The 19,653-nt window shown below is 47.2% G+C and carries 16 protein-coding genes and 1 rRNA gene; 8 read left to right on the top strand and 9 right to left on the bottom strand.

Annotated elements, in window-relative coordinates; genetic code table 11:
• The 8 genes from ABIC15_RS10360 to dnaA form a co-directional block, all read right to left on the bottom strand.
• Positions 1-377: ribosomal RNA gene (locus tag ABIC15_RS10360) — 16S ribosomal RNA — on the bottom strand; the annotation flags it as partial.
• Between the two features lie 360 nt (positions 378-737).
• Complete coding sequence (locus tag ABIC15_RS10365) at positions 738-1,784, bottom strand: HD-GYP domain-containing protein (protein ID WP_012368921.1); 1,047 nt, start codon at positions 1,782-1,784, stop codon at positions 738-740.
• Positions 1,785-1,876: 92 nt separating this feature from the next.
• Positions 1,877-4,537, bottom strand: coding sequence for a DNA gyrase subunit A (gene gyrA, locus ABIC15_RS10370; RefSeq protein WP_354020638.1), 2,661 nt, complete (start codon positions 4,535-4,537; stop codon positions 1,877-1,879).
• A 27-nt stretch (positions 4,538-4,564) separates the two neighbouring features.
• Positions 4,565-6,478, bottom strand: coding sequence for a DNA topoisomerase (ATP-hydrolyzing) subunit B (gene gyrB / locus ABIC15_RS10375; protein WP_200868725.1), 1,914 nt, complete (start codon positions 6,476-6,478; stop codon positions 4,565-4,567).
• Positions 6,479-6,488: 10 nt separating this feature from the next.
• The gene (recF, locus tag ABIC15_RS10380; RefSeq protein WP_354020639.1) at positions 6,489-7,643 is read right to left on the bottom strand and encodes a DNA replication/repair protein RecF; all 1,155 of its coding nucleotides are present in this window, start codon (positions 7,641-7,643) and stop codon (positions 6,489-6,491) included.
• A gap of 1 nt (position 7,644) precedes the next feature.
• The gene (gene yaaA, locus ABIC15_RS10385; protein ID WP_012368917.1) at positions 7,645-7,866 is read right to left on the bottom strand and encodes a S4 domain-containing protein YaaA; all 222 of its coding nucleotides are present in this window, start codon (positions 7,864-7,866) and stop codon (positions 7,645-7,647) included.
• A gap of 140 nt (positions 7,867-8,006) precedes the next feature.
• A complete protein-coding gene (gene dnaN / locus ABIC15_RS10390; protein ID WP_012368916.1) occupies positions 8,007-9,140 on the bottom strand; it encodes a DNA polymerase III subunit beta in 1,134 nt (377 codons plus the stop codon).
• 186 nt (positions 9,141-9,326) lie between these two features.
• Entirely contained in the window at positions 9,327-10,721 is a 1,395-nt protein-coding gene (gene dnaA, locus ABIC15_RS10395; RefSeq protein WP_114596780.1) for a chromosomal replication initiator protein DnaA, read from the bottom strand.
• Positions 10,722-11,467: 746 nt separating this feature from the next.
• Here dnaA and rpmH point away from each other — a divergent pair.
• The 8 genes from rpmH (at position 11,468) to ABIC15_RS10435 (ending at position 18,950) form a co-directional block, all read left to right on the top strand.
• The gene (gene rpmH, locus ABIC15_RS10400; RefSeq protein WP_012371910.1) at positions 11,468-11,602 is read left to right on the top strand and encodes a 50S ribosomal protein L34; all 135 of its coding nucleotides are present in this window, start codon (positions 11,468-11,470) and stop codon (positions 11,600-11,602) included.
• Positions 11,603-11,770: 168 nt separating this feature from the next.
• Positions 11,771-12,121, top strand: a complete 351-nt coding sequence (gene rnpA, locus ABIC15_RS10405) for a ribonuclease P protein component (protein ID WP_012371909.1) — start codon at positions 11,771-11,773, stop codon at positions 12,119-12,121.
• 102 nt (positions 12,122-12,223) lie between these two features.
• Positions 12,224-13,078, top strand: coding sequence for a membrane protein insertase YidC (gene yidC, locus ABIC15_RS10410; protein WP_114596777.1), 855 nt, complete (start codon positions 12,224-12,226; stop codon positions 13,076-13,078).
• Positions 13,079-13,228: 150 nt separating this feature from the next.
• Positions 13,229-14,608 (top strand): tRNA uridine-5-carboxymethylaminomethyl(34) synthesis GTPase MnmE, encoded by a 1,380-nt coding sequence (gene mnmE / locus ABIC15_RS10415; RefSeq protein ID WP_354020723.1) that lies wholly within the window; start codon positions 13,229-13,231, stop codon positions 14,606-14,608.
• A 42-nt stretch (positions 14,609-14,650) separates the two neighbouring features.
• Entirely contained in the window at positions 14,651-16,537 is a 1,887-nt protein-coding gene (gene mnmG, locus ABIC15_RS10420) for a tRNA uridine-5-carboxymethylaminomethyl(34) synthesis enzyme MnmG (protein ID WP_114596775.1), read from the top strand.
• A gap of 5 nt (positions 16,538-16,542) precedes the next feature.
• Positions 16,543-17,259: a 16S rRNA (guanine(527)-N(7))-methyltransferase RsmG gene (rsmG, locus tag ABIC15_RS10425; protein WP_354020640.1), complete on the top strand. Its 717-nt coding sequence runs from the start codon at positions 16,543-16,545 to the stop codon at positions 17,257-17,259.
• A gap of 27 nt (positions 17,260-17,286) precedes the next feature.
• Positions 17,287-18,144, top strand: coding sequence for a nucleoid occlusion protein (noc, locus tag ABIC15_RS10430; protein WP_251139532.1), 858 nt, complete (start codon positions 17,287-17,289; stop codon positions 18,142-18,144).
• Positions 18,145-18,185: 41 nt separating this feature from the next.
• A complete protein-coding gene (locus ABIC15_RS10435; RefSeq protein ID WP_214766762.1) occupies positions 18,186-18,950 on the top strand; it encodes a ParB/RepB/Spo0J family partition protein in 765 nt (254 codons plus the stop codon).
• 84 nt (positions 18,951-19,034) lie between these two features.
• Here the strand turns inward: ABIC15_RS10435 and yyaC are convergent, their stop codons facing one another.
• Positions 19,035-19,652, bottom strand: coding sequence for a spore protease YyaC (gene yyaC / locus ABIC15_RS10440; protein ID WP_041262072.1), 618 nt, complete (start codon positions 19,650-19,652; stop codon positions 19,035-19,037).
• Position 19,653: the final 1 nt, after the last annotated feature.

Raw genomic sequence — 19,653 nt, forward strand, 5'->3', positions numbered from 1 at the left:
TACTGCTGCCTCCCGTAGGAGTCTGGGCCGTGTCTCAGTCCCAGTGTGGCCGATCACCCTCTCAGGTCGGCTATGCATCGTCGCCTTGGTGGGCCATTACCCCACCAACTAGCTAATGCACCGCAAGGCCATCCCAAGGTGACGCCGGAGCGCCTTTCATCATCAGACCATGCGGTCTGAAGAACTATTCGGTATTAGCTCCGATTTCTCGGAGTTATCCCAATCCTTGGGGCAGGTTCCTTACGTGTTACTCACCCGTCCGCCGCTCATTCCCTTCACTTCCCTCCGAAGAGTTCCGTGAGCTTCCTGCGCTCGACTTGCATGTATTAGGCACGCCGCCAGCGTTCGTCCTGAGCCAGGATCAAACTCTCCATAAAGTGTTTGACTTGCTCGTTTTTGTGACCGGAGTCACGTTGACGAAGCTTGCGCTTCATTCATTGTTTGTATCCGAAGATACGTTTTTTGCCTCATCGTTCAGTTTTCAAAGTTCGTCCGCGCCTGTTTTGGCGACTCAATTAGAATACCAAGTCTGAAACAATAAGTCAACAACTTTTTAAAAGAAGTTTTTTTCTTGTTTCGTGCAGTGCGCTCGTCCTCTTAAGGACAAGAAATAATATACCATGGGATTTATTATTGTACAAGTGTTTTTTATAAAAAAAGAAAAACTCTTTTTTTCATCAGATTTATGACAAAAAAGAGAGTGTTCCTTCTATATATAATGCAGATGATACAGATCTTTAATCCATGAGCTGAATGATGTTCAGCTGCCGGTCCTCCATCAAATCTTTAACGATACGCCGGTTATGTTCTTCATACGCAATCACCGGGCGGTCAAATATACTGTTTTTTCGAAGGACTGTTGCAATCTTTCCATTACTCATCAAGACACGGTCACCCGGTTCAATCGGTAAGAGCAACTGTCCAAGGAGCATCACATATTTCGAATCATATTGCATAGGCCGCGCTTTTAAATGGCAGTATGCATCATATACCTTATATGCTTCACGGTACGGACGCCAACTTGTCATGGCTGCAAAGACGTCTGCCACGATGAACAATCTTGTATGATCCATGATTTTATCCCCTTTGACTTTCAAGGGATATCCGGAACCGTCCAACCGTTCATGATGTTGAACAATCAAGCGTTTGACTGTATCGGAAATGATGTTTTCCTTTTGTAAGGCTTGGAACGCCATTGCAGGATGACGGTGAAAGATTTCTTGTTGCATCGCTTCATAACGTTTTGTATGACGCCATTCCATGATTCGCGCTAATCCACAATCGGCAAAATAGGACGCGACCCATAAATCGTGAATCATCTTGCGCTCTTTTCCCGCTGCCTCTGCGAGCAGTTGCGCAATTGCCCCCCGGTAAATCGCATGTCGAACCGTATAAGCTTCTGTTCCGCGCTCTAGGAAATACGGTAAGATGTCGTCCCGACGCATCGTCTCCGGCATCGATTCCTTCACCCATCTCAATGCATCGTATACATTTGGAACCAATCCCTGCTCCCAGGAAGTGAACACCTGATTATAAGTCTCGATCAATGAATCAAATATACTGTCTTCTATCATGTCGTCCAGTTCTTGATCCATCATCGAAGCTTCGCTCATACCTTCAGGTCGTTTCTCGATGTCCACCTCTTTGATCAAAAATCGTTTGATTCGTCTTAACTCATCTGCCCCGATTTTTTTGCCTGCCTCGACGATTGGAATATCTGTATGTAAAAACAAAGACTCGGTTATCCGGTCACCAAGAATAAGTCGCTCACTTGCCACACGCATCGTTGTCTCGTCCCTTTCCCTAAATGATTTTTAGAAAAACAGCAGAGTAAAGACAAGTTGTCCCCACTCTGCTGTACGTCGTTCTGCTTCGTTTATTCTTCTGTCTGCTCAGATTCACTGTTCATCTCAGAAGTGGAAACCGGCTGTTCTTCCGAACCCGTTTCGCCTTCTTCCAGTACAATACCCTCTTCCTCGACAGCATCTTCTTTTTTCAGTTTCGCAACTGTTGCGACACGGTCGCCTTCTTCGATTCGAATCACTTTAACCCCTTGTGCATTACGTCCGACACTGGAGATATTTTGTGAATCTGTTCGAATGACGATGCCGCTTTCCGTCATGATCATGATGTCATCATCGACATCCACAATCCGGAGTGCCACGATTTGTCCGACCCGGTCCGTTACTTTACTAGCGATCAATCCTTTACCACCACGTGATTGTGTCCGGAACTCTGTCATTGGCGTCCGTTTACCGAAACCTTTTTCCGTAATGACGAGTACATCCTGTTCATCACGGGCAAGTTCCATTCCGATGACGATTGCGTCTGCCGATAAGTTCATCGCTTTGACACCGCGGGCACCACGACCCATCGAGCGCACGTTCGTAATCGGGAAGCGGATCGCTTTTCCGGTATTTGAGACAGTAAAGACTTCATCTTCTGTCGAAGCAAGACGGACAGATGTCAATTCATCATCTTCAAACAGACGAATCGCAATCAATCCATTTTTATTGATTCGGGCATAAGCAGATAACGGTGAACGTTTGACACGACCTTTACGCGTCATGAAGATCAACGATTTCTGTTCATCCTGCATCACTTCTTCTGCATCAAGCGCTTCTTCCGGTTCTTCAAGACCATCCGGTGCATCTTCTGCAGTGACTTCGACATCAATGATGTTTTCGGTTGCTTCCGCTGCCTCTTGTTCTTCGAGGTAACGTTTAAAGTTGACCGGAATCATCGTCTCGACCTTCTCATCACGTTCGATTTGAATCAAGTTGATGATTGGAACACCTTTCGACGTCCGGCTCATCTCCGGCACTTCATAGCCGCGAATCCGGTAGACTTTTCCGCGGTTCGTAAAGAACAGAATCGTATCATGCGTCGAACATGACAAGAGACGTGTTACATAATCCGCGTCGTTTGTACCGATTCCTTGGACACCACGTCCACCACGTCGTTGAGCACGGTACGAATCCGTCGTAAGACGTTTAATGTAGCCGCTGCTTGTCAACGTAATGATGATATCTTTTTCCGGAATCAAATCTTCATCTTCAAATTCGATGTGGTCCATCCGAATTTCGGTCCGGCGCTGGTCATTGAAGCGTTCTTTCACCTCTTCAAGTTCTGTCCGGATCAATTCGAGCAAGACTTCATCACTTTCAAGGATTCGTTTGAGTTCTGTAATCAATGCCATGATCTCATCGTACTCGGCATCGATTTTCTCACGTTCGAGACCAGTCAAACGCTGTAGACGCATATCAAGAATTGCTTGTGATTGTTTCTCGGACAATTCAAACCGTTCCATCAACTGTTCACGGGCAGCATCTGCTGTGCGGTTGGCACGGATGATCTTAATGACTTCATCAAGGTGATCAAGCGCAATCCGCAGGCCTGCAAGAAGATGTTCCCGTGCTTCTGCTTTCTCGAGATCAAACTGTGTCCGGCGACGGACGATTTCTTTTTGGTGCTCGAGATAGTGGTACAACATTTCCTTCAGCGTCAGGGTACGCGGACGTCCACTGACGATGGCAAGCATGTTGACACCGAACGTCGTCTGCATCGATGTCTGTTTGTAGAGATTGTTCAGGATGACACTCGCATTCGCATCACGACGGATCTCCATCACGACACGCATACCACGGCGATCAGACTCATCACGCAAATCGGTGATACCTTCGATTTTTTTCTCACGGACAAGATCGGCAATTTTTTCAACGAGACGGGCTTTGTTGACCTGGTACGGCAACTCCGTCACGATGATCCGTTCGCGATCTTTTTTTGTCTGTTCGATTTCGGCTTTCGCCCGGACGATGATTGATCCACGACCGGTTTCATAAGCGCGGCGAATTCCGCTGCGACCCAAGATTTCTCCAGCTGTCGGGAAGTCAGGTCCTGGAATATGCTGCATCAGTTCAGAAATCGTGATGTCCGGATTATGCGATAACGCAAGGACTCCATCGATGACTTCACCGAGCTGGTGCGGTGGGATATTCGTTGCCATCCCGACTGCAATCCCGCTCGAACCGTTGACAAGCAAGTTCGGGAAGCGGGACGGTAACACTTCCGGTTCCCGTTCTGATCCATCGTAGTTATCTTTAAAATTAACAGTGTTTTTATTGATATCACGTACAATTTCCATTGCGATTTTTGACATACGGGCTTCCGTATATCGCATGGCTGCAGCGGAGTCGCCGTCGACCGAACCGAAGTTTCCGTGACCGTCGACGAGCTCATACCGGTAGCTGAAGTCCTGTGCCATACGAACCATCGTGTCGTAAACAGCAGAATCACCGTGCGGGTGATACTTACCGATAACTTCACCGACGATACGGGCAGACTTCTTGTGCGGTTTATCCGCGCGGATCCCGAGGTCATTCATCGCATATAAAATACGACGATGACCCGGTTTTAAACCGTCACGGACATCCGGTAAAGCACGTGCGACGATAACGCTCATCGCATAATCCATGAAGGATGTACGCATTTCTTGACTGATGTTGATATCTTTAATGATTCCTTGTTGATCGGACATTCGTATGGCCACCCTCTCTATTCAACGTTAAATATCCAAGTTCTTCACATAGTGGGCGTGCGACTGGATAAAGTCACGACGTGGTTCTACCTGGTCTCCCATCAAAATGTCAAAGACCTCATCTGCTTCGATCGCGTCCTGTAATTCGACACGCAGCATTTGACGACCACTCGGATCCATCGTGGTTTCCCACAGTTGCTCCGGATCCATCTCACCGAGACCTTTATAACGCTGAATGTCGTATCGTGCGTTTTCCGGAAGTGCTGCCAGTGCTTCGTTCAACTCACGCTCGTTGTGGACGTACGTGATGTTTTTTCCTTGCTTGATTCCGTAAAGCGGCGGCTGGGCAATATAGACGTAACCGTGCTCGACCAGCGGACGCATGTAACGATAGAAGAATGTCAATAACAGTGTCCGGATGTGGGCACCATCGACGTCGGCATCGGTCATGATGATGACTTTATGATACCGGGCTTTCTCGATGTTGAATTCAGAACCGATACTCGTTCCGAGCGCCGTAATGATCGTCCGGATTTCGTTACTGCCGAGAATCTTATCAAGACGTGCTTTTTCGACGTTCAAAATCTTACCTCGAATCGGTAAAATCGCTTGGAAATGACGATCACGTCCAGATTTTGCTGAACCACCCGCCGAGTCACCCTCAACGATATAGATTTCAGAAATCGTCGCATCACGTGATGAACAGTCGGCAAGTTTCCCTGGAAGTGAGCTCACTTCAAGAACGCCTTTACGTCGTGTTAATTCACGGGCACGTTTCGCAGCCATCCGGGCACGAGACGCCATCATTCCTTTTTCGACGATGGCACGGGCACTTGTCGGATTCTCCATCATGAACTGTTCAAACGCAGACGAGAACAACGTATCCGTTGCTGTCCGTGCATCCGAGTTGCCGAGTTTCGTTTTCGTCTGTCCTTCGAACTGTGGATTCGGGTGTTTGATCGAGACGATCGCTGTCATCCCTTCACGTACATCTTCACCGGACAACGTACCATCGGCTTCTTTCATCAGACCGAATTTTTTCGCGTAGTCATTGATGACACGTGTCAAAGCCGTCTTAAAACCGGTTTCGTGTGTTCCGCCCTCATGGGTCGGGATATTGTTCGTGAACGAATAGATGTTGGCTGCAAAACCATCGTTATATTGCAACGCGACTTCGACTTCAATCCCGTCGCGGTTCCCGTGTACATAAACGGGTTCTTCATGGACGACTTCTTTCGAACGGTTTAAATGCTCGACGTAAGACTTAATTCCGCCTTCGTAATGGAAGCTGCGCGTAATCGGTTCATCCGCACGATCATCCGTAATTTCGATCGTCAGTCCCTTATTTAAAAATGCGAGCTCACGAAGACGTGTCGCCAGCAGATCATAATCGTATTCAAGAGTTTCCTGGAAGATTTCATCATCCGGGAAGAAACGGATCATCGTCCCGGTTTCTTCTGACGTGCCGATAATTTCTAAATCGGCAGCAGGTACACCGCGGTGATACGCTTGGTAATACAACTTTTCATTCCGTTTGACGAATACTTCAAGTTTCGTCGACAGGGCGTTAACGACAGATGCCCCGACTCCGTGAAGTCCACCGGATACTTTGTATCCGCCGCCGCCGAATTTACCGCCGGCATGAAGTACGGTCAAGATGACCTCAACTGCTGGACGTCCCATCTTCTCTTGGATATCGACCGGGATTCCCCGTCCGTTATCTTCGACCAGAATCGAGTTACCCGGTTCAATCGTGACTTTGATTGTATCGCAATATCCTGCAAGTGCTTCATCGATCGAGTTATCGACGATTTCCCACACCAAATGGTGAAGCCCCTTCGATGCAGTCGATCCGATATACATACCCGGACGTTTCCGAACGGCTTCTAGACCTTCAAGCACCTGAATTTGATCGGCACCGTACCCTTGTTCTAATTCCATATCTTCATGATTACTCATCGGTTTTCTCACCTACTATTTCTTTGTATGATGTCTCTTCCAAAATGACGGCCCCCTGTTTCACGTGGAACAACTTCGCCTGTTTGATCGTTTCATGTGCGATTCCATCGACACTCGTTGTCGTCAGAATGGTCTGCACCTTTTGTTGCATCGTATCGAGCAAATGGGTTTGACGATGATCATCGAGCTCGGATAAGACATCGTCTAGAAGTAGCAATGGATATTCCCCCACTTCTTCATGAATCAATTCAATCTCTGCTAATTTCAAAGAGAGTGCTGCCGTTCGTTGCTGTCCTTGTGAACCATAAGTCTGGACATTCCGACCGTTGACTTCCATTTCGAAGTCATCCCGGTGCGGACCGAACAACGTCACACCTCTTCGGATTTCGTTTGTCTTCATTTTACCAAACTTCTGCATGTAAGAAGCAGTCATTCCTTCAACATCGAGCAAATCATTGCTGAATGTATCCGAACGGTAAATAAGGACGAGCTGTTCCTGTCCGCGACTGATTCCTTCATGAATCGGACGTGCCCACTTTTCGAGCTGGGCAATGAAGTGATGACGGCGCTGAACGATTTTAACGGCAAGCGTAATCATCTGCTCCGTCAAGACATCGAGGAACGTCTCGTCCCCACCTTTCATCGATAACTGCTTAAGCAATGCATTTCGTTGTTTGAGGACTTTTAAATACTGACTTAATTCATGTAGATAGACCGGGCTGACCTGACCAATTTCCATATCCAAAAAACGACGTCTGATTTGAGGACTGCCTTTGACGATGTGTAAGTCTTCCGGTGCAAACAGCACGATATTCAACGCACCAACATAATCACTGAGCCGGCGCTGTTCGAGATGATTTAGCTTCGCTTTTTTACCACGGCTTGAAATCGCGATTTCCTGCGAGTGAGATCCTCTTTTTTTATGAATCCGTCCTTCGACACGAGCTGTCTCGGCATCCCACTGGATCAATTCTTTGTCATGCGTCGTCCGGTGAGACTTCGCAAGGGCAAGAACATAGATCGCTTCCAGGAGATTTGTCTTCCCTTGCGCATTCTCTCCAATCAGCACATTCGTCTTTTCGGAAAAAGATAATTCCAACGACTCATAGTTGCGATAGTGACTGAGCCGGACCGAATCTAGTCGCACGTTAGTTTCCCTCGTTCTTAATGATGAACTGACCGTAATCTTCTACGTCAATCACATCTCCATCCCGTAATTTACGACCGCGTCGCTGATCGACTTCACCGTTGACAAGAATGGGTACCTCGGCGAGGAACGGTTTAGCTTGTCCACCGCTCGAGATGATATCAGAAAGTTTCAGGAACTGACCTAATGTGACATATTCTGTTGAAATCTTGATTTGATTCATGGTTTGACTCCTCCTACCTACATATTATAAATGACGTACTCTTTATTGTACTAAAAAACTTACGATTTGGCAAAATGAACGAACGTATATACGGATTTCAAAAAAAGCCCAAGGAACATAGAGGGTTCCTTGGGTATGAATCATGCTGTCCGAACAGGAAGAATCAGTTGCAGGACGTTGTCTTGGTCAACCGGATGCAGGATGAACGGTCGGATCGAACCGGTGAACTGGATTTCGATATCCGTCGCATCGAGTGCCTTTAACGCATCCATCATATATTTCGAGTTGAAAGAGATTTTCAGTTCTTCTCCTTCAAGCGATAAGATACTGACTTGTTCCGACACTTTACCGACTTCCGGTGAGTGCGAAGAAATTTCGACTGCCGTCGTGCCTTCTGCTGCGAACTTGATGACGTTGTTGCGGTCTTCCCGTGCAAGCAGTGACGCACGATCGATTGCTTGAAGTAATTCCTTCGCATTCATGCGGACTGCCGTGCGGTACTCTTCCGGAATCAAACGGGATGTATCCGGATAGTTGCCATCAAGCAGACGCGAGAAGAATAAGACGTGTTTCATCTTAAACAGGATCTGTTGATTCGTAATCGTAATGTCGACGTGACCATCACTAAGTAATTTAGATAATTCGTTTAAGCTTTTTCCAGGTACGATGACGTTTTGGAACGAAATCTCATTGTCCGTCTCAAATTGTGCCCGTCGTAACGCCAGTCGGTGACTGTCTGTCGAGACGCATGTCAGGATGTCCTTGTCCGCCGAGAAGTTAACACCCGTCAATACAGGACGTGTTTCCTGTACAGCAACGGCAAAACTCGTTTGACGGATCATTGACCGTAACAAATCAGCCGGTAAACGGAACTGTTGTCCGCCGTCAACTTGCGGTAAGCGCGGGAATTCATCAGGATCAAGTCCGTTCAGATGAAATTCTGCCGTACCCGATTGAATCCGTGTCATGAAGTTTGGTGAAACTTCAAGGATCACTTCATCTGTGGGTAACTTCTTGACGATATCCCCAAAGAAGCGGGCATTCAAGACGACACTGCCTGCACGATGGACCGTGACATATGAAGTACCATTCTCTTCCGCATAGATCGTCCGTTCGATTGAGATTTCCGTATCGCTTCCTGTCAGCGTCATACCGTCTCCGTGGGCTTCGAGTTTGATTCCCGTTAAGATCGGAATCGTTGTCCGGGATGAAACAGCTTTTGCTACATCTTGAATTGCTTGGATTAAAGTATCCCGTTGAATTGTAATATGCATATTGTCGTTAAGCTCCTCTCAAAATGGGCGTTACATCATCATAACATAATAATATATTTTTTTAATAATAGTATTAGGGGCTGTGGATAGTGTGGATAAGTCGGTGGATAACTTGGTATAGAGCCAAAACGCGTGTGGATAACTTGTGGATAACTAGCCTCTTTTATCCACAGCTTATCCACAGGTTTACGAATGTTTCAATTCATGCTTGATTTGTTCGATGACTTTTCCCGTTTCTCCATCCGATTTGACAAGTGTACTGATTTTTTCGTGTGCATGAATGACGGTCGTGTGATCACGTCCCCCAAACTCCTCACCAATCTTCGGCAATGAGCTTTCTGTCATCTCCCGCGACAGGTACATGGCAATCTGCCGGGGGAAAGCAATCGACTTCGTCCGTTTTTTAGCTTTTAAGTCATCAAATGGCAGATTAAAGTGTTTACTGACCGATTCCTGAATATCACGAATCGTGACTTTCCGTGGTTCACTCGCAGGCATGATATTATGCAATGCTTCAGCGGCAACATTAGGATCAATGGTGCGTCCGACCAGGTTGGCGTAGGCAATGACGCGGGTTAAGGCCCCTTCGAGTTCCCGAATGTTCGTATCGATCTGGCTCGCGATATAGAGCATGACTTCATTGGAAACATCCAGTTGTTCCGCATTCGCTTTTTTACGAAGAATCGCAATTCGTGTTTCGAGATCCGGTGGTGTGATGTCTGTAATCAAACCCCACTCGAAACGGGAACGCAACCGGTCTTCAAGCGTCGGAATTTCTTTAGGTGGACGGTCACTCGAGATGATGATTTGTTTCTGATCGTTATGCAAGGCATTAAACGTGTGGAAAAACTCTTCCTGCGTCTGCTCTTTTCCGGCAAGAAACTGAATATCATCGATTAATAGAACATCGATGTTGCGATATTTATTGCGGAACTGAACCGTTTTATTATCCCGAATGGAGTTGATGAAGTCGTTCGTAAACTGTTCAGAGGAAACGTACGCGATTTTTGTCCCCAGCTTCTGGTCCTGAACATATTGACCAATCGCATGCATCAAGTGCGTTTTCCCCAGTCCGACGCCACCATAGATGAAAAGCGGATTGTACGCTTTAGCCGGGGCTTCCGCTACAGCTAACGAAGCAGCGTGTGCAAAACGATTCCCTGATCCGATGACAAACGTATCGAACGTATATTTTTCATTCAACTGTCCGAGTTCACTCATGACCAGTTCATCAGAGGACTTACGGGCCTTTTGTGTTTTAGTCTTCGCCGGTGCGACTTCGATCACTTCTTCTTCCTCATTTTGACGATCGAGCATATGTTTTGCTTGACCTTCCTCGATGAACTGAATATCAAGCCGGCTTCCTGTCACTTCTTCGACGGTATCTTCTAATAGAGATAAGTACTGACGTTCCAACCAGGTGACGGTAAATGCGGCTGGTGCCGAGACGATTAACGTCGTGCCGTTGAGCGTGACCCCTTCGGTAGACTTTAACCACATGTCGTAACTCGCTTTTGGGGTACGTTGTTCTTCCTCGATTACAGATAATACATTGTGCCAAAGTTCGGCAGCGTTTTTCATAAATACCCCCCTTTTTCTATCATGATATAAAAAACTATACACAGCTTTATGCACAGGACAAGGTTAATGAAGGAACAAGACTTATCCCCAGAACATAAAAACTGTGGATAACGTTATCCACAGGGGCTGATTTCTGTGTATAAAGTTATCCACAGGTTGTGTATAACTTGAAGAATCAATTTGTCTTACGTTCTTGTTATGCACAATTAGTGTATCAAATGAAATGAGGTCTGGCAATGCTTAGAACGATTTATCCACAAGTAAATCCACATATACACAGGCAGTTACCCACAGGCTGTGGACAGTGTGGATAAACTGTGGATAAGGTGTGTATAACTTTTCGAAAGAGGAAGCGTTCAGAAATAGTTATGCACAAAATGAAAAAAGTGGCGTTAAAAATTCTAAAAACAAACCTTGACGTTGATTTTAAAAAATACTATTGTAGACAAAGTGATGAGTTATCCACGGAAAGTGTGGATAGTGTGGATAAGTCTGTGGATAGTTTGAAAAAGGGATTGTTTGATTCGTTTTCCATTCCATCCGATCGACAAATCGTATCGTATGATATGAAACCGACTGGGGAATCCTATTTTCACGAATCCCGTCATTTTTTGCTGAAAATGCTTGTGATAATTCTTCTGAACTTTCATTGACAAGGTCACTTTTGCTTTATATAATGTACAAGACTGCCTTAAAGTAGAAAACGATGATTTTTATAGAGTAATTTTTAAAGGAGGTGCAGACTAATGAAACCAACTTTCAACCCAAACAACCGTAAGCGCAAAAAAGTTCACGGATTCCGTGCGCGCATGGCAACGAAGAGTGGCCGCCGGATCTTGGCTGCTCGCCGTCTTAAAGGCCGCAAAGCCTTGACTGTATAATCGAGCGATGATGAGATCACTTCTGGCGCTGCCTGAAGTGATCTTTTTTTTGTAGTTTTAAGGGATGTTCGTGCTTTTGTCACAAGACCCCTCTCGCAGAGCGGGTTTGTTCTATGATATGATGAAAGACGACGAATTTTCGTGATGACAGGATGGAGTGTGATCAAGGTGAAGAAGGAATACCGCGTCAAGAAAGACAAGGAGTTCCAAGCGGTGTTTACTCGGGGAGCCTCTGTCGCAAATCGGCAATTTGTCGTATATGCACTAAAGAAAGAGCAGCAAACTCACTTTCGGATTGGTTTATCGGTGAGTAAGAAAATCGGGAATGCCGTCGTTCGCAACCAGGTCAAACGGTATGTGCGTGAAGCATGTCAGCTTCATGAAGCCTCGCTTGCCCCGAATTATGATTTTGTGATCATCGCACGCAATCCGGCTGCGAAGATGACTGCTCAAGAAGTTGCTGACAGTTTACGCCATGTCTTTAAACGATCCGGTGTCTGGAAGCGACAGGTAAAATAAACGTGTAGTATATCCTGTTGATTTGTAGCGGCCACTCGCCTGCTTCTATATATAGATAGAACTTCGAGGACCGACCACGTGTAAACATTACTAGGAGGAATTATGAACAAGAGAACTAAGATTTGGCTGACTCTCGGATTGATGTCCGTACTCGCGGTCGTTCTATCCGGTTGTACACCTGGGACATACGGAACAGGTGAACCGATTACTGGTGACACAGAAGGCTTCTGGAAACATTACTTTGTTTGGCCGATGGCTTGGCTCATTCGTGAAATTTCGCATTTCTTTAATGGGGATTACGGAATCGGAATCATCGTCACGACGTTACTTGTTCGTCTCGTCATCTTGCCGTTGATGATCAAACAAACGAAAAGTATGGGTGGTATGCAAGTTATCCAGCCAGAAATGATGAAGCTTCGTGAGAAGTACAGTTCGAAAGATCAGGAAACACAGCAAAAACTGCAACAGGAAATGATGAAGCTGTACCAAGAGCACAATGTCAATCCGCTTGCCGGCTGTTTACCGATCTTGATTCAAATGCCGATTTTGATTGCCTTCTACAACGCAATCATCTATACACCGGCGATTTTCCAACATACGTTCCTCTGGTTCGATCTTGGAAAACCGGATCCGTACTTCATCTTACCGATCCTGTCTGCTATCTTTACGTATCTGCAGCAGAAACTCTCGATGGCGGGACAAGATGACAATCCACAGATGAAAATCATGTTGTACGTCTTCCCGATCATGATCTTCGTCATGGGTGTAACGTTACCATCTGCCTTGTCGCTGTACTGGGTCGTCGGTTACATCTTCTCGATCATCGTCACGATTGCCATCATGAAGCCAATGCGTGAGAAAATCAAAGCGCAGACGGAAGCAACGATTGCTTCAAAACGCGAACAAGAAGCGGCGAACGCTGCTCCTGCTCCGAAAAAACCGAAAAAGAAACGTTAACAATAAGTAAGAGCGATACTCCGTTTTACAGAGTGTCGCTCTTTTTCTTTTGCGCTATTTCGTGTATAGTTGTCACGTTATACCCATTTAAATAGTCCTGAACATTAAATATAGAAAAGATTGCAGAAAACGAGGTGTGAATAACTGATGATGGAATTTGATACGATAGCCGCGATTTCGACGCCGATGGGTGAAGGTGCAATTGCGATTGTCCGTTTGTCCGGTCCTAAAGCAGTCGAAACAGCCGATCGCGTCTACCGCGGTGCCAACCGATTGAACAAAGTCCCGACACATACGATTCATTACGGCAAATTGGTTGAACAGACGACAGAACAGGTCGTCGATGAAGTGATGGTCAGTGTCATGCGGGCACCGAAAACCTTTACGCGGGAAGATGTCGTCGAACTGAATTGTCACGGCGGAATCGTTGCCGTCAATCGGGTACTCGAACTGATTCTCGAACAACCGGATGTCCGGCTCGCAGAACCGGGTGAATTTACGAAACGGGCTTTCCTGAACGGTCGGATTGACTTGTCACAAGCAGAAGCCGTCATGGACTTGATCCGGGCGAAAACAGACCGGGCGATGACGGTTGCCGTCGGTCAAATCGAAGGACGCCTGTCAAAACTGGTCCAAGATTTACGGGAACAATTGTTGCAGACGATTGCTTCGATTGAAGTTAACATCGACTATCCGGAATATGATGCCGAAGAAATGACGCAGCAAATCGTCCAAAAAGATGCAGGCGAGGTCCGCCGGATTCTAACGGAACTGTTGTCGACAGCGCGACAGGGAAAAATCCTGCGGGAAGGCTTGTCGACAGCGATCATCGGACGTCCGAATGTTGGAAAATCGTCTTTGCTCAACACATTGGTGCAAGAAGCAAAAGCCATCGTCACCGATATCGCGGGGACGACACGGGATACGATTGAAGAATACGTCAACGTCCGCGGTGTCCCGCTGAAGTTAATTGATACGGCCGGCATCCGGGAGACGGAAGATATCGTCGAACGGATGGGTGTCGAGAAGTCCCGTCAGGCCCTTAACTCAGCGGACTTGATTTTACTTGTCTTAAACGGGAACGATGCATTGACGGAAGAGGATGTCTTGTTATTCGAAGCGATTCGGGGCATGAACGCCATCATCATCGTCAATAAAAGTGATTTACCGCAACAGATTGATCTCGAGCGCGTAAAACAGTTGGCAGATGACCGTCCGATTGTCACGACGTCCCTGCTGGAAGAAGCCGGAGTCATGGATCTTGAAGCGGCCATTGCGGCTCTCTTCTTTGAACAAGGGGTCGAGGGGCAGGATATGACGTACGTCTCGAATGCCCGTCACATTCAACTCATTAAACAGGCGAGCCAAATGATTGAAGATGCACTTGGTGCGGCAGAAGCATCGATGCCGATTGATATGGTCCAGATTGACTTACGCCGGGCGTGGGATACACTCGGTGAAATCAATGGCGATACGGCACAGGACAGTTTACTCGATAAATTATTCTCACAATTTTGTTTAGGAAAATAAATGTTGTCAGGTTGTTGATTTTTAAAAGGAGGAACCACAGTTATGGCTTATCAAGCAGGCGAATTCGATGTCATCGTCATCGGAGCCGGTCATGCAGGAATTGAAGCATCTCTTGCAGCCGCCCGTATGGGTTCAAAAACCGTCATGTTGACGATGAATCCCGACATGGTCGGATTCATGTATTGTAATCCGTCAATCGGCGGTCCGGCAAAAGGAATCGTCGTCCGGGAAATCGATGCCCTCGGCGGAGAAATGGCACGGGCAATCGACGCGACGTATATTCAAATGAAGATGCTCAACACATCAAAAGGTCCGGCTGTTCGTGCACTTCGGGCACAGGCGGATAAATTCGAGTATCAAAACCGGATGAAAAAAGCACTTGAAGACGAACCGAATCTGTTGTTACGTCAAGCACTCGTCGAGCGGTTAATCATCGAAGACGATACGTGTGTCGGCGTCGTGACGAATACAGGAGCCGAATACCGGGCAAAAGCGGTCATCATCACGACCGGAACTTTCATGCGTGGGAAAATCATCATCGGTGAATTGTCGTATGAGAGCGGTCCGAACAACCAGATGCCGTCAGTCAATCTTTCGAAACATCTGGAAGAACTCGGTTTCGAGCTCGCCCGTTTCAAAACGGGTACACCACCCCGGATCGACGGGAAAACGATTGATTATTCGAAAACGGAAATTCAACCGGGTGATGCTGTCGCATTGCCGTTCAGTCATGAAACGACACAGATGATCACGGAACAGATTCCATGCTGGTTGACGTATACGACTGAATATACGCACCAATTGATCGATGCGAATCTCCATCGTTCCCCGATGTTCTCGGGAATGATCAAAGGAACGGGTCCCCGTTATTGCCCGTCGATTGAAGATAAGGTCGTCCGGTTCAGTGATAAACCGCGTCACCAGATTTTCCTTGAGCCGGAAGGCCGTGATACGGAAGAAGTCTATGTCCAAGGACTGTCAACGAGTCTGCCGGAAGATGTCCAACACGATATTTTACGGTCGATTCCAGGACTTGAGAAATCAGAGATGATGCGTCCCGGTTATGCGATCGAATATGATGCAGTCGTTCCGACGCAACTCTGGCCGACACTGGAAACAAAACGGATCGCCGGACTGTTTACAGCCGGACAAATCAACGGGACAAGCGGCTACGAAGAAGCAGCCGGACAAGGCATCATGGCCGGAATCAACGCGGCACTGAAAGTTCAGGAAAGAGATCCGCTCATTCTGTCCCGTTCACAAGGGTATATCGGTGTCATGATCGATGATCTCGTCACAAAAGGAACAAACGAACCGTATCGTCTGTTGACGTCACGTGCCGAATACCGGTTATTGTTGCGTCATGACAATGCCGATTTGCGTTTATCGGATATCGGATACGATCTCGGATTAATCAACGAGACACGCCATGCGAAACTGGCTGAGAAAAAAGAAGACATCCAACGGGAAATGAAACGACTCGAAAAAGTCGTCATTAAAGCAACGAGTGAAGTGAACGAGCGCTTGACGGAAATCGGTGTTTCGCCGTTGAAAGAGGCATTACATGCGATCACGTTACTGAAACGTCCGGAAATCACGTATGCGATGATTGCCGACATGACACCGCCACCGGTCGCTTTGTCTCCGGAAGCAGCGGAGCAGGTCGAAATCCAGGTCAAATATGCCGGTTACATCGACAAACAGCTTGATCAAGTCGAACGGATGATGCGGATGGAGAAAAAACGGATTCCGGAACGTCTCGATTACGATGTCATCAGTGGTCTCGCAATTGAAGCAAAACAAAAACTAAACCAAGTGCGTCCGCTTTCGATCGGACAAGCATCACGGATTTCAGGGGTCAATCCATCTGATATCTCGATTTTGCTTGTTTATATCGAGCAAGGCCAATACGCATTGACTGCGGAGTGAAGAGAATGAACCAACAGCAATTCGTAACCGCATTAGCGGAGCAAGGATTAGACGTCTCAGACCATCAATTGCAACAGTTCCGTAAATACTATGAACTGCTTGTCGAATGGAATGAGAAAATGAATTTGACGGCGATCACGGATGAAGAAGGCGTTTATTTGAAACACTTTTATGATTCGATCACAGCGGCGTTCTATTTTGACTTCACAAAAGTCGAAACGGTGTGTGACGTCGGTGCCGGCGCCGGTTTTCCGAGTCTGCCGATCAAAATCATGTTCCCGCATCTGAAAGTGACGATCATCGACTCACTCAACAAACGGATCGGCTTCTTGAATATGCTCGCAACAGAACTTGGACTTGAAGGCGTTGCCTTCCACCACGGACGTGCCGAAGAATTCGGGAAAAATAAACAGTTCCGGGAACATTTTGATGTCGTGACGGCGCGTGCCGTTGCCCGGATGTCCGTTCTTGCGGAATACTGTTTACCGCTTGCCCGAGTCGGCGGCCAATTCGTCGCGTTAAAAGCAGCGAAGCTCGGTGAAGAACTCGAAGAAGGCGCGACAGCCTTGAAGGTGTTAGGTGGAAATTTGCGGGAAAGTTTCCAATTCCAATTGCCAGGTGAAGAAAGTGAGCGTAATATCGTAATTGTCGATAAAAAACGATTAACACCCGGGAAATATCCGCGTAAAGCGGGGACACCGGCAAAAGATCCACTGGGTTAAACACCGTTTCACGTGAAACGATGACTGATGAAGGCGAGGTACACCAACGTGAAGAATGCAATTGCCAAACTGCTCGGTAAGGGAGGACAACCCGTTTCCCTAGAGCTAGATCCACAAGATACTGTCCGTGAGTTGAAGTTAACGGAACTGGTCGCCAACCGGTTCCAGCCGCGGACCGTCTTTGACGGGGAACGGATTACCGAACTAGCGACCACGATTGAAGAACATGGTTTACTGCAACCGATTGTCGTCCGAAAACAAGGCGAAGGATATGAAATCATCGCCGGCGAACGCCGTTTTCGGGCAGTTCAATCGCTCGGATGGGAGACAATTCCCGCTATCATTAAAAAGATGACAGACGAGACGACGGCTGCCCTCGCACTCATCGAAAATCTACAACGTGAAGAACTGACACCAATCGAAGAAGCGGAAGCGTACGCGCGGTTGCTTGCGATGCAGGAAATCACACAGGAAGTGCTGGCACGCAGACTCGGACGGAGCCAGTCAACGATTGCAAACAAGCTTCGTTTGCTGCGGTTACCGGAAACGGTCCGGGAAGCCCTGAAACAACGGAAAATCACGGAACGCCATGCCCGGGCTCTCCTGCCGTTAAAAGCAGCTGATTTACAGCTTCAGGTTTTGGTTGAAATCATCGAACGCGAATGGAATGTCAAAGAGACGGAACAACGTGTCGAACGGTTATTGACCCCAAAAGTTCCGAAAAAGCGTCACAAAAGTTTTGCCCGGGATACACGGATCGCTTTAAATACGATCCGTGATTCTGTCGATATGATTGAACGGACCGGTTTGACGGTCGAAAAAGAAGAAGTTGATTGTGAAGAATATGTCGAGGTGCGGATCCGCATCGTGAAGGCACGTCCGTAAACTAGCGGTCGTGCCTTCCGCTACGTTTAGGAGAGATACGTATGAATGAAATACCGATTGGAGCCATCCGGCCGAACCCGGGGCAGCCACGCAAACAGTTCCACGAGAAGGCACTGACTGAACTGGCCAATTCCTTGACGCGGCACGGAATGATTCAACCGATTGTCGTCCGCCCGCGCGAGGGATTTTATGAAATCATTGCCGGGGAGCGTCGTTATCAGGCAGCAAAACAAGCGGGATTCAGTCGTGTTCCGGTCTTGATTATTGAAGCGAACGAAACCCGTGTCATGGAACTGGCACTGATTGAAAACATTCAGCGTGCGGATTTGAGTGCAATTGAAGAAGCCATGGCCTATGCCGAGATGTTAGAGGAATTTAACATCACACAGGCAGAGCTTGCGAACCGTGTCGGAAAAAGTCGTTCCCATATTACGAACAGTCTCCGTTTATTACAGTTACCGGTTGAGGTCCAACAAGCCGTCATGGAAGAACGGTTATCGATGGGTCATGCCCGGGCCTTGTTGGCGTTAAAAAATCCATTGAAAATCGAACGGATGGCGGAACGTGTTATGCGTGAAAATTGGAATGTCCGTCGTCTCGAACAAGAGTTACGTGAAAAAAAACAAGTCCGTCCGGCCGTCAAACAGTCAACGGAGCTGGATTTCATCGAAGAAACGTTACGGGAACGAATCGGAGCGACTGTCCGGATCAAAACCACAAAACAAGCCGGGAAACTCGAAATTGATTTTACGGACGAGGCCGATTTGAATCGGATTCTCGAACTGCTTTTACCGGAAGAAGAGTAACAGCAAAGGATCCATTCCAGTGTCAGACTTGAAATGGATCCTTTTTTGACAGGTGCAGGATAAAAGAAAGGAAAAAAGTTGCCCTTAAATCGAGCGTGGTGTGAAGGAGATGGTCGTACGTGTCGTTTCAGCCGCAAGCTTCGTATCGAGCAAGGCAAAACTGTCGGCGACGAGTTCCGCCAACTCATAAACGAGGTGGAGCCGTGTATTTTGAAGAATCATCATTTCCATGAAGCCGCTGACGTTCACGACCGCTTTAATATTAAAGTCACCGACAGCCGGTAATTCTTTTTGGACACCGGCACCAGGAGCAAGCGGACCTTCGGAGAAGAAGACATGACCGACACTGGACAGACGGCCGAGACAGGCGTCAATGGCGATGACAAGCGGACGGTAATGTGTCGTTTGAATCGAATGAATCGTTTCCGCTAGATTCAAGGCATGAACTGGTTTGGCTAATGTCCCGTAGACATGCATGTTCGAAGGACGGTTTTTTTCTAAAAAGGTCCCGACAAGCGGTCCAAGTGAGTCGCCGGTCGACCGGTCGGAACCGATACAGACAAGAACGACAGGACGATTTTCTTTCATGGCACTGACTTGTTCATGCAACTGTTCAGCCAGCCGTTCCTTGGCGAATGGTTCCGTATATTCTAAAAAGAAAGAATAGGGCTTTTTTTCGTGAGAATGAAAACGGAAATTCATC

It is taken from the genome of Exiguobacterium sp. PvP048 (genome assembly GCF_040549175.1).
GTDB classification, from domain to species: domain Bacteria; phylum Bacillota; class Bacilli; order Exiguobacteriales; family Exiguobacteriaceae; genus Exiguobacterium_A; species Exiguobacterium_A artemiae.

Excerpts from the sequence above, each read along its gene's own strand:
- gyrA (WP_354020638.1), bottom strand. The coding sequence starts at position 4,537 with ATGTCCGATCAACAAGGAATCATTAAAGATATCAACATCAGTCAAGAA.
- ABIC15_RS10435 (WP_214766762.1), top strand. The coding sequence starts at position 18,186 with ATGAATGAAATACCGATTGGAGCCATCCGGCCGAACCCGGGGCAGCCA.
- dnaN (WP_012368916.1), bottom strand. The coding sequence starts at position 9,140 with ATGCATATTACAATTCAACGGGATACTTTAATCCAAGCAATTCAAGAT.
- yyaC (WP_041262072.1), bottom strand. The coding sequence starts at position 19,652 with ATGAATTTCCGTTTTCATTCTCACGAAAAAAAGCCCTATTCTTTCTTT.
- yaaA (WP_012368917.1), bottom strand. The coding sequence starts at position 7,866 with ATGAATCAAATCAAGATTTCAACAGAATATGTCACATTAGGTCAGTTC.
- dnaA (WP_114596780.1), bottom strand. The coding sequence starts at position 10,721 with ATGAAAAACGCTGCCGAACTTTGGCACAATGTATTATCTGTAATCGAG.
- mnmE (WP_354020723.1), top strand. The coding sequence starts at position 13,229 with ATGGAATTTGATACGATAGCCGCGATTTCGACGCCGATGGGTGAAGGT.
- rpmH (WP_012371910.1), top strand. The coding sequence starts at position 11,468 with ATGAAACCAACTTTCAACCCAAACAACCGTAAGCGCAAAAAAGTTCAC.
- noc (WP_251139532.1), top strand. The coding sequence starts at position 17,287 with ATGAAGGCGAGGTACACCAACGTGAAGAATGCAATTGCCAAACTGCTC.
- gyrB (WP_200868725.1), bottom strand. The coding sequence starts at position 6,478 with ATGGAATTAGAACAAGGGTACGGTGCCGATCAAATTCAGGTGCTTGAA.
- rsmG (WP_354020640.1), top strand. The coding sequence starts at position 16,543 with ATGAACCAACAGCAATTCGTAACCGCATTAGCGGAGCAAGGATTAGAC.
- ABIC15_RS10365 (WP_012368921.1), bottom strand. The coding sequence starts at position 1,784 with ATGCGTGTGGCAAGTGAGCGACTTATTCTTGGTGACCGGATAACCGAG.
- mnmG (WP_114596775.1), top strand. The coding sequence starts at position 14,651 with ATGGCTTATCAAGCAGGCGAATTCGATGTCATCGTCATCGGAGCCGGT.
- yidC (WP_114596777.1), top strand. The coding sequence starts at position 12,224 with ATGAACAAGAGAACTAAGATTTGGCTGACTCTCGGATTGATGTCCGTA.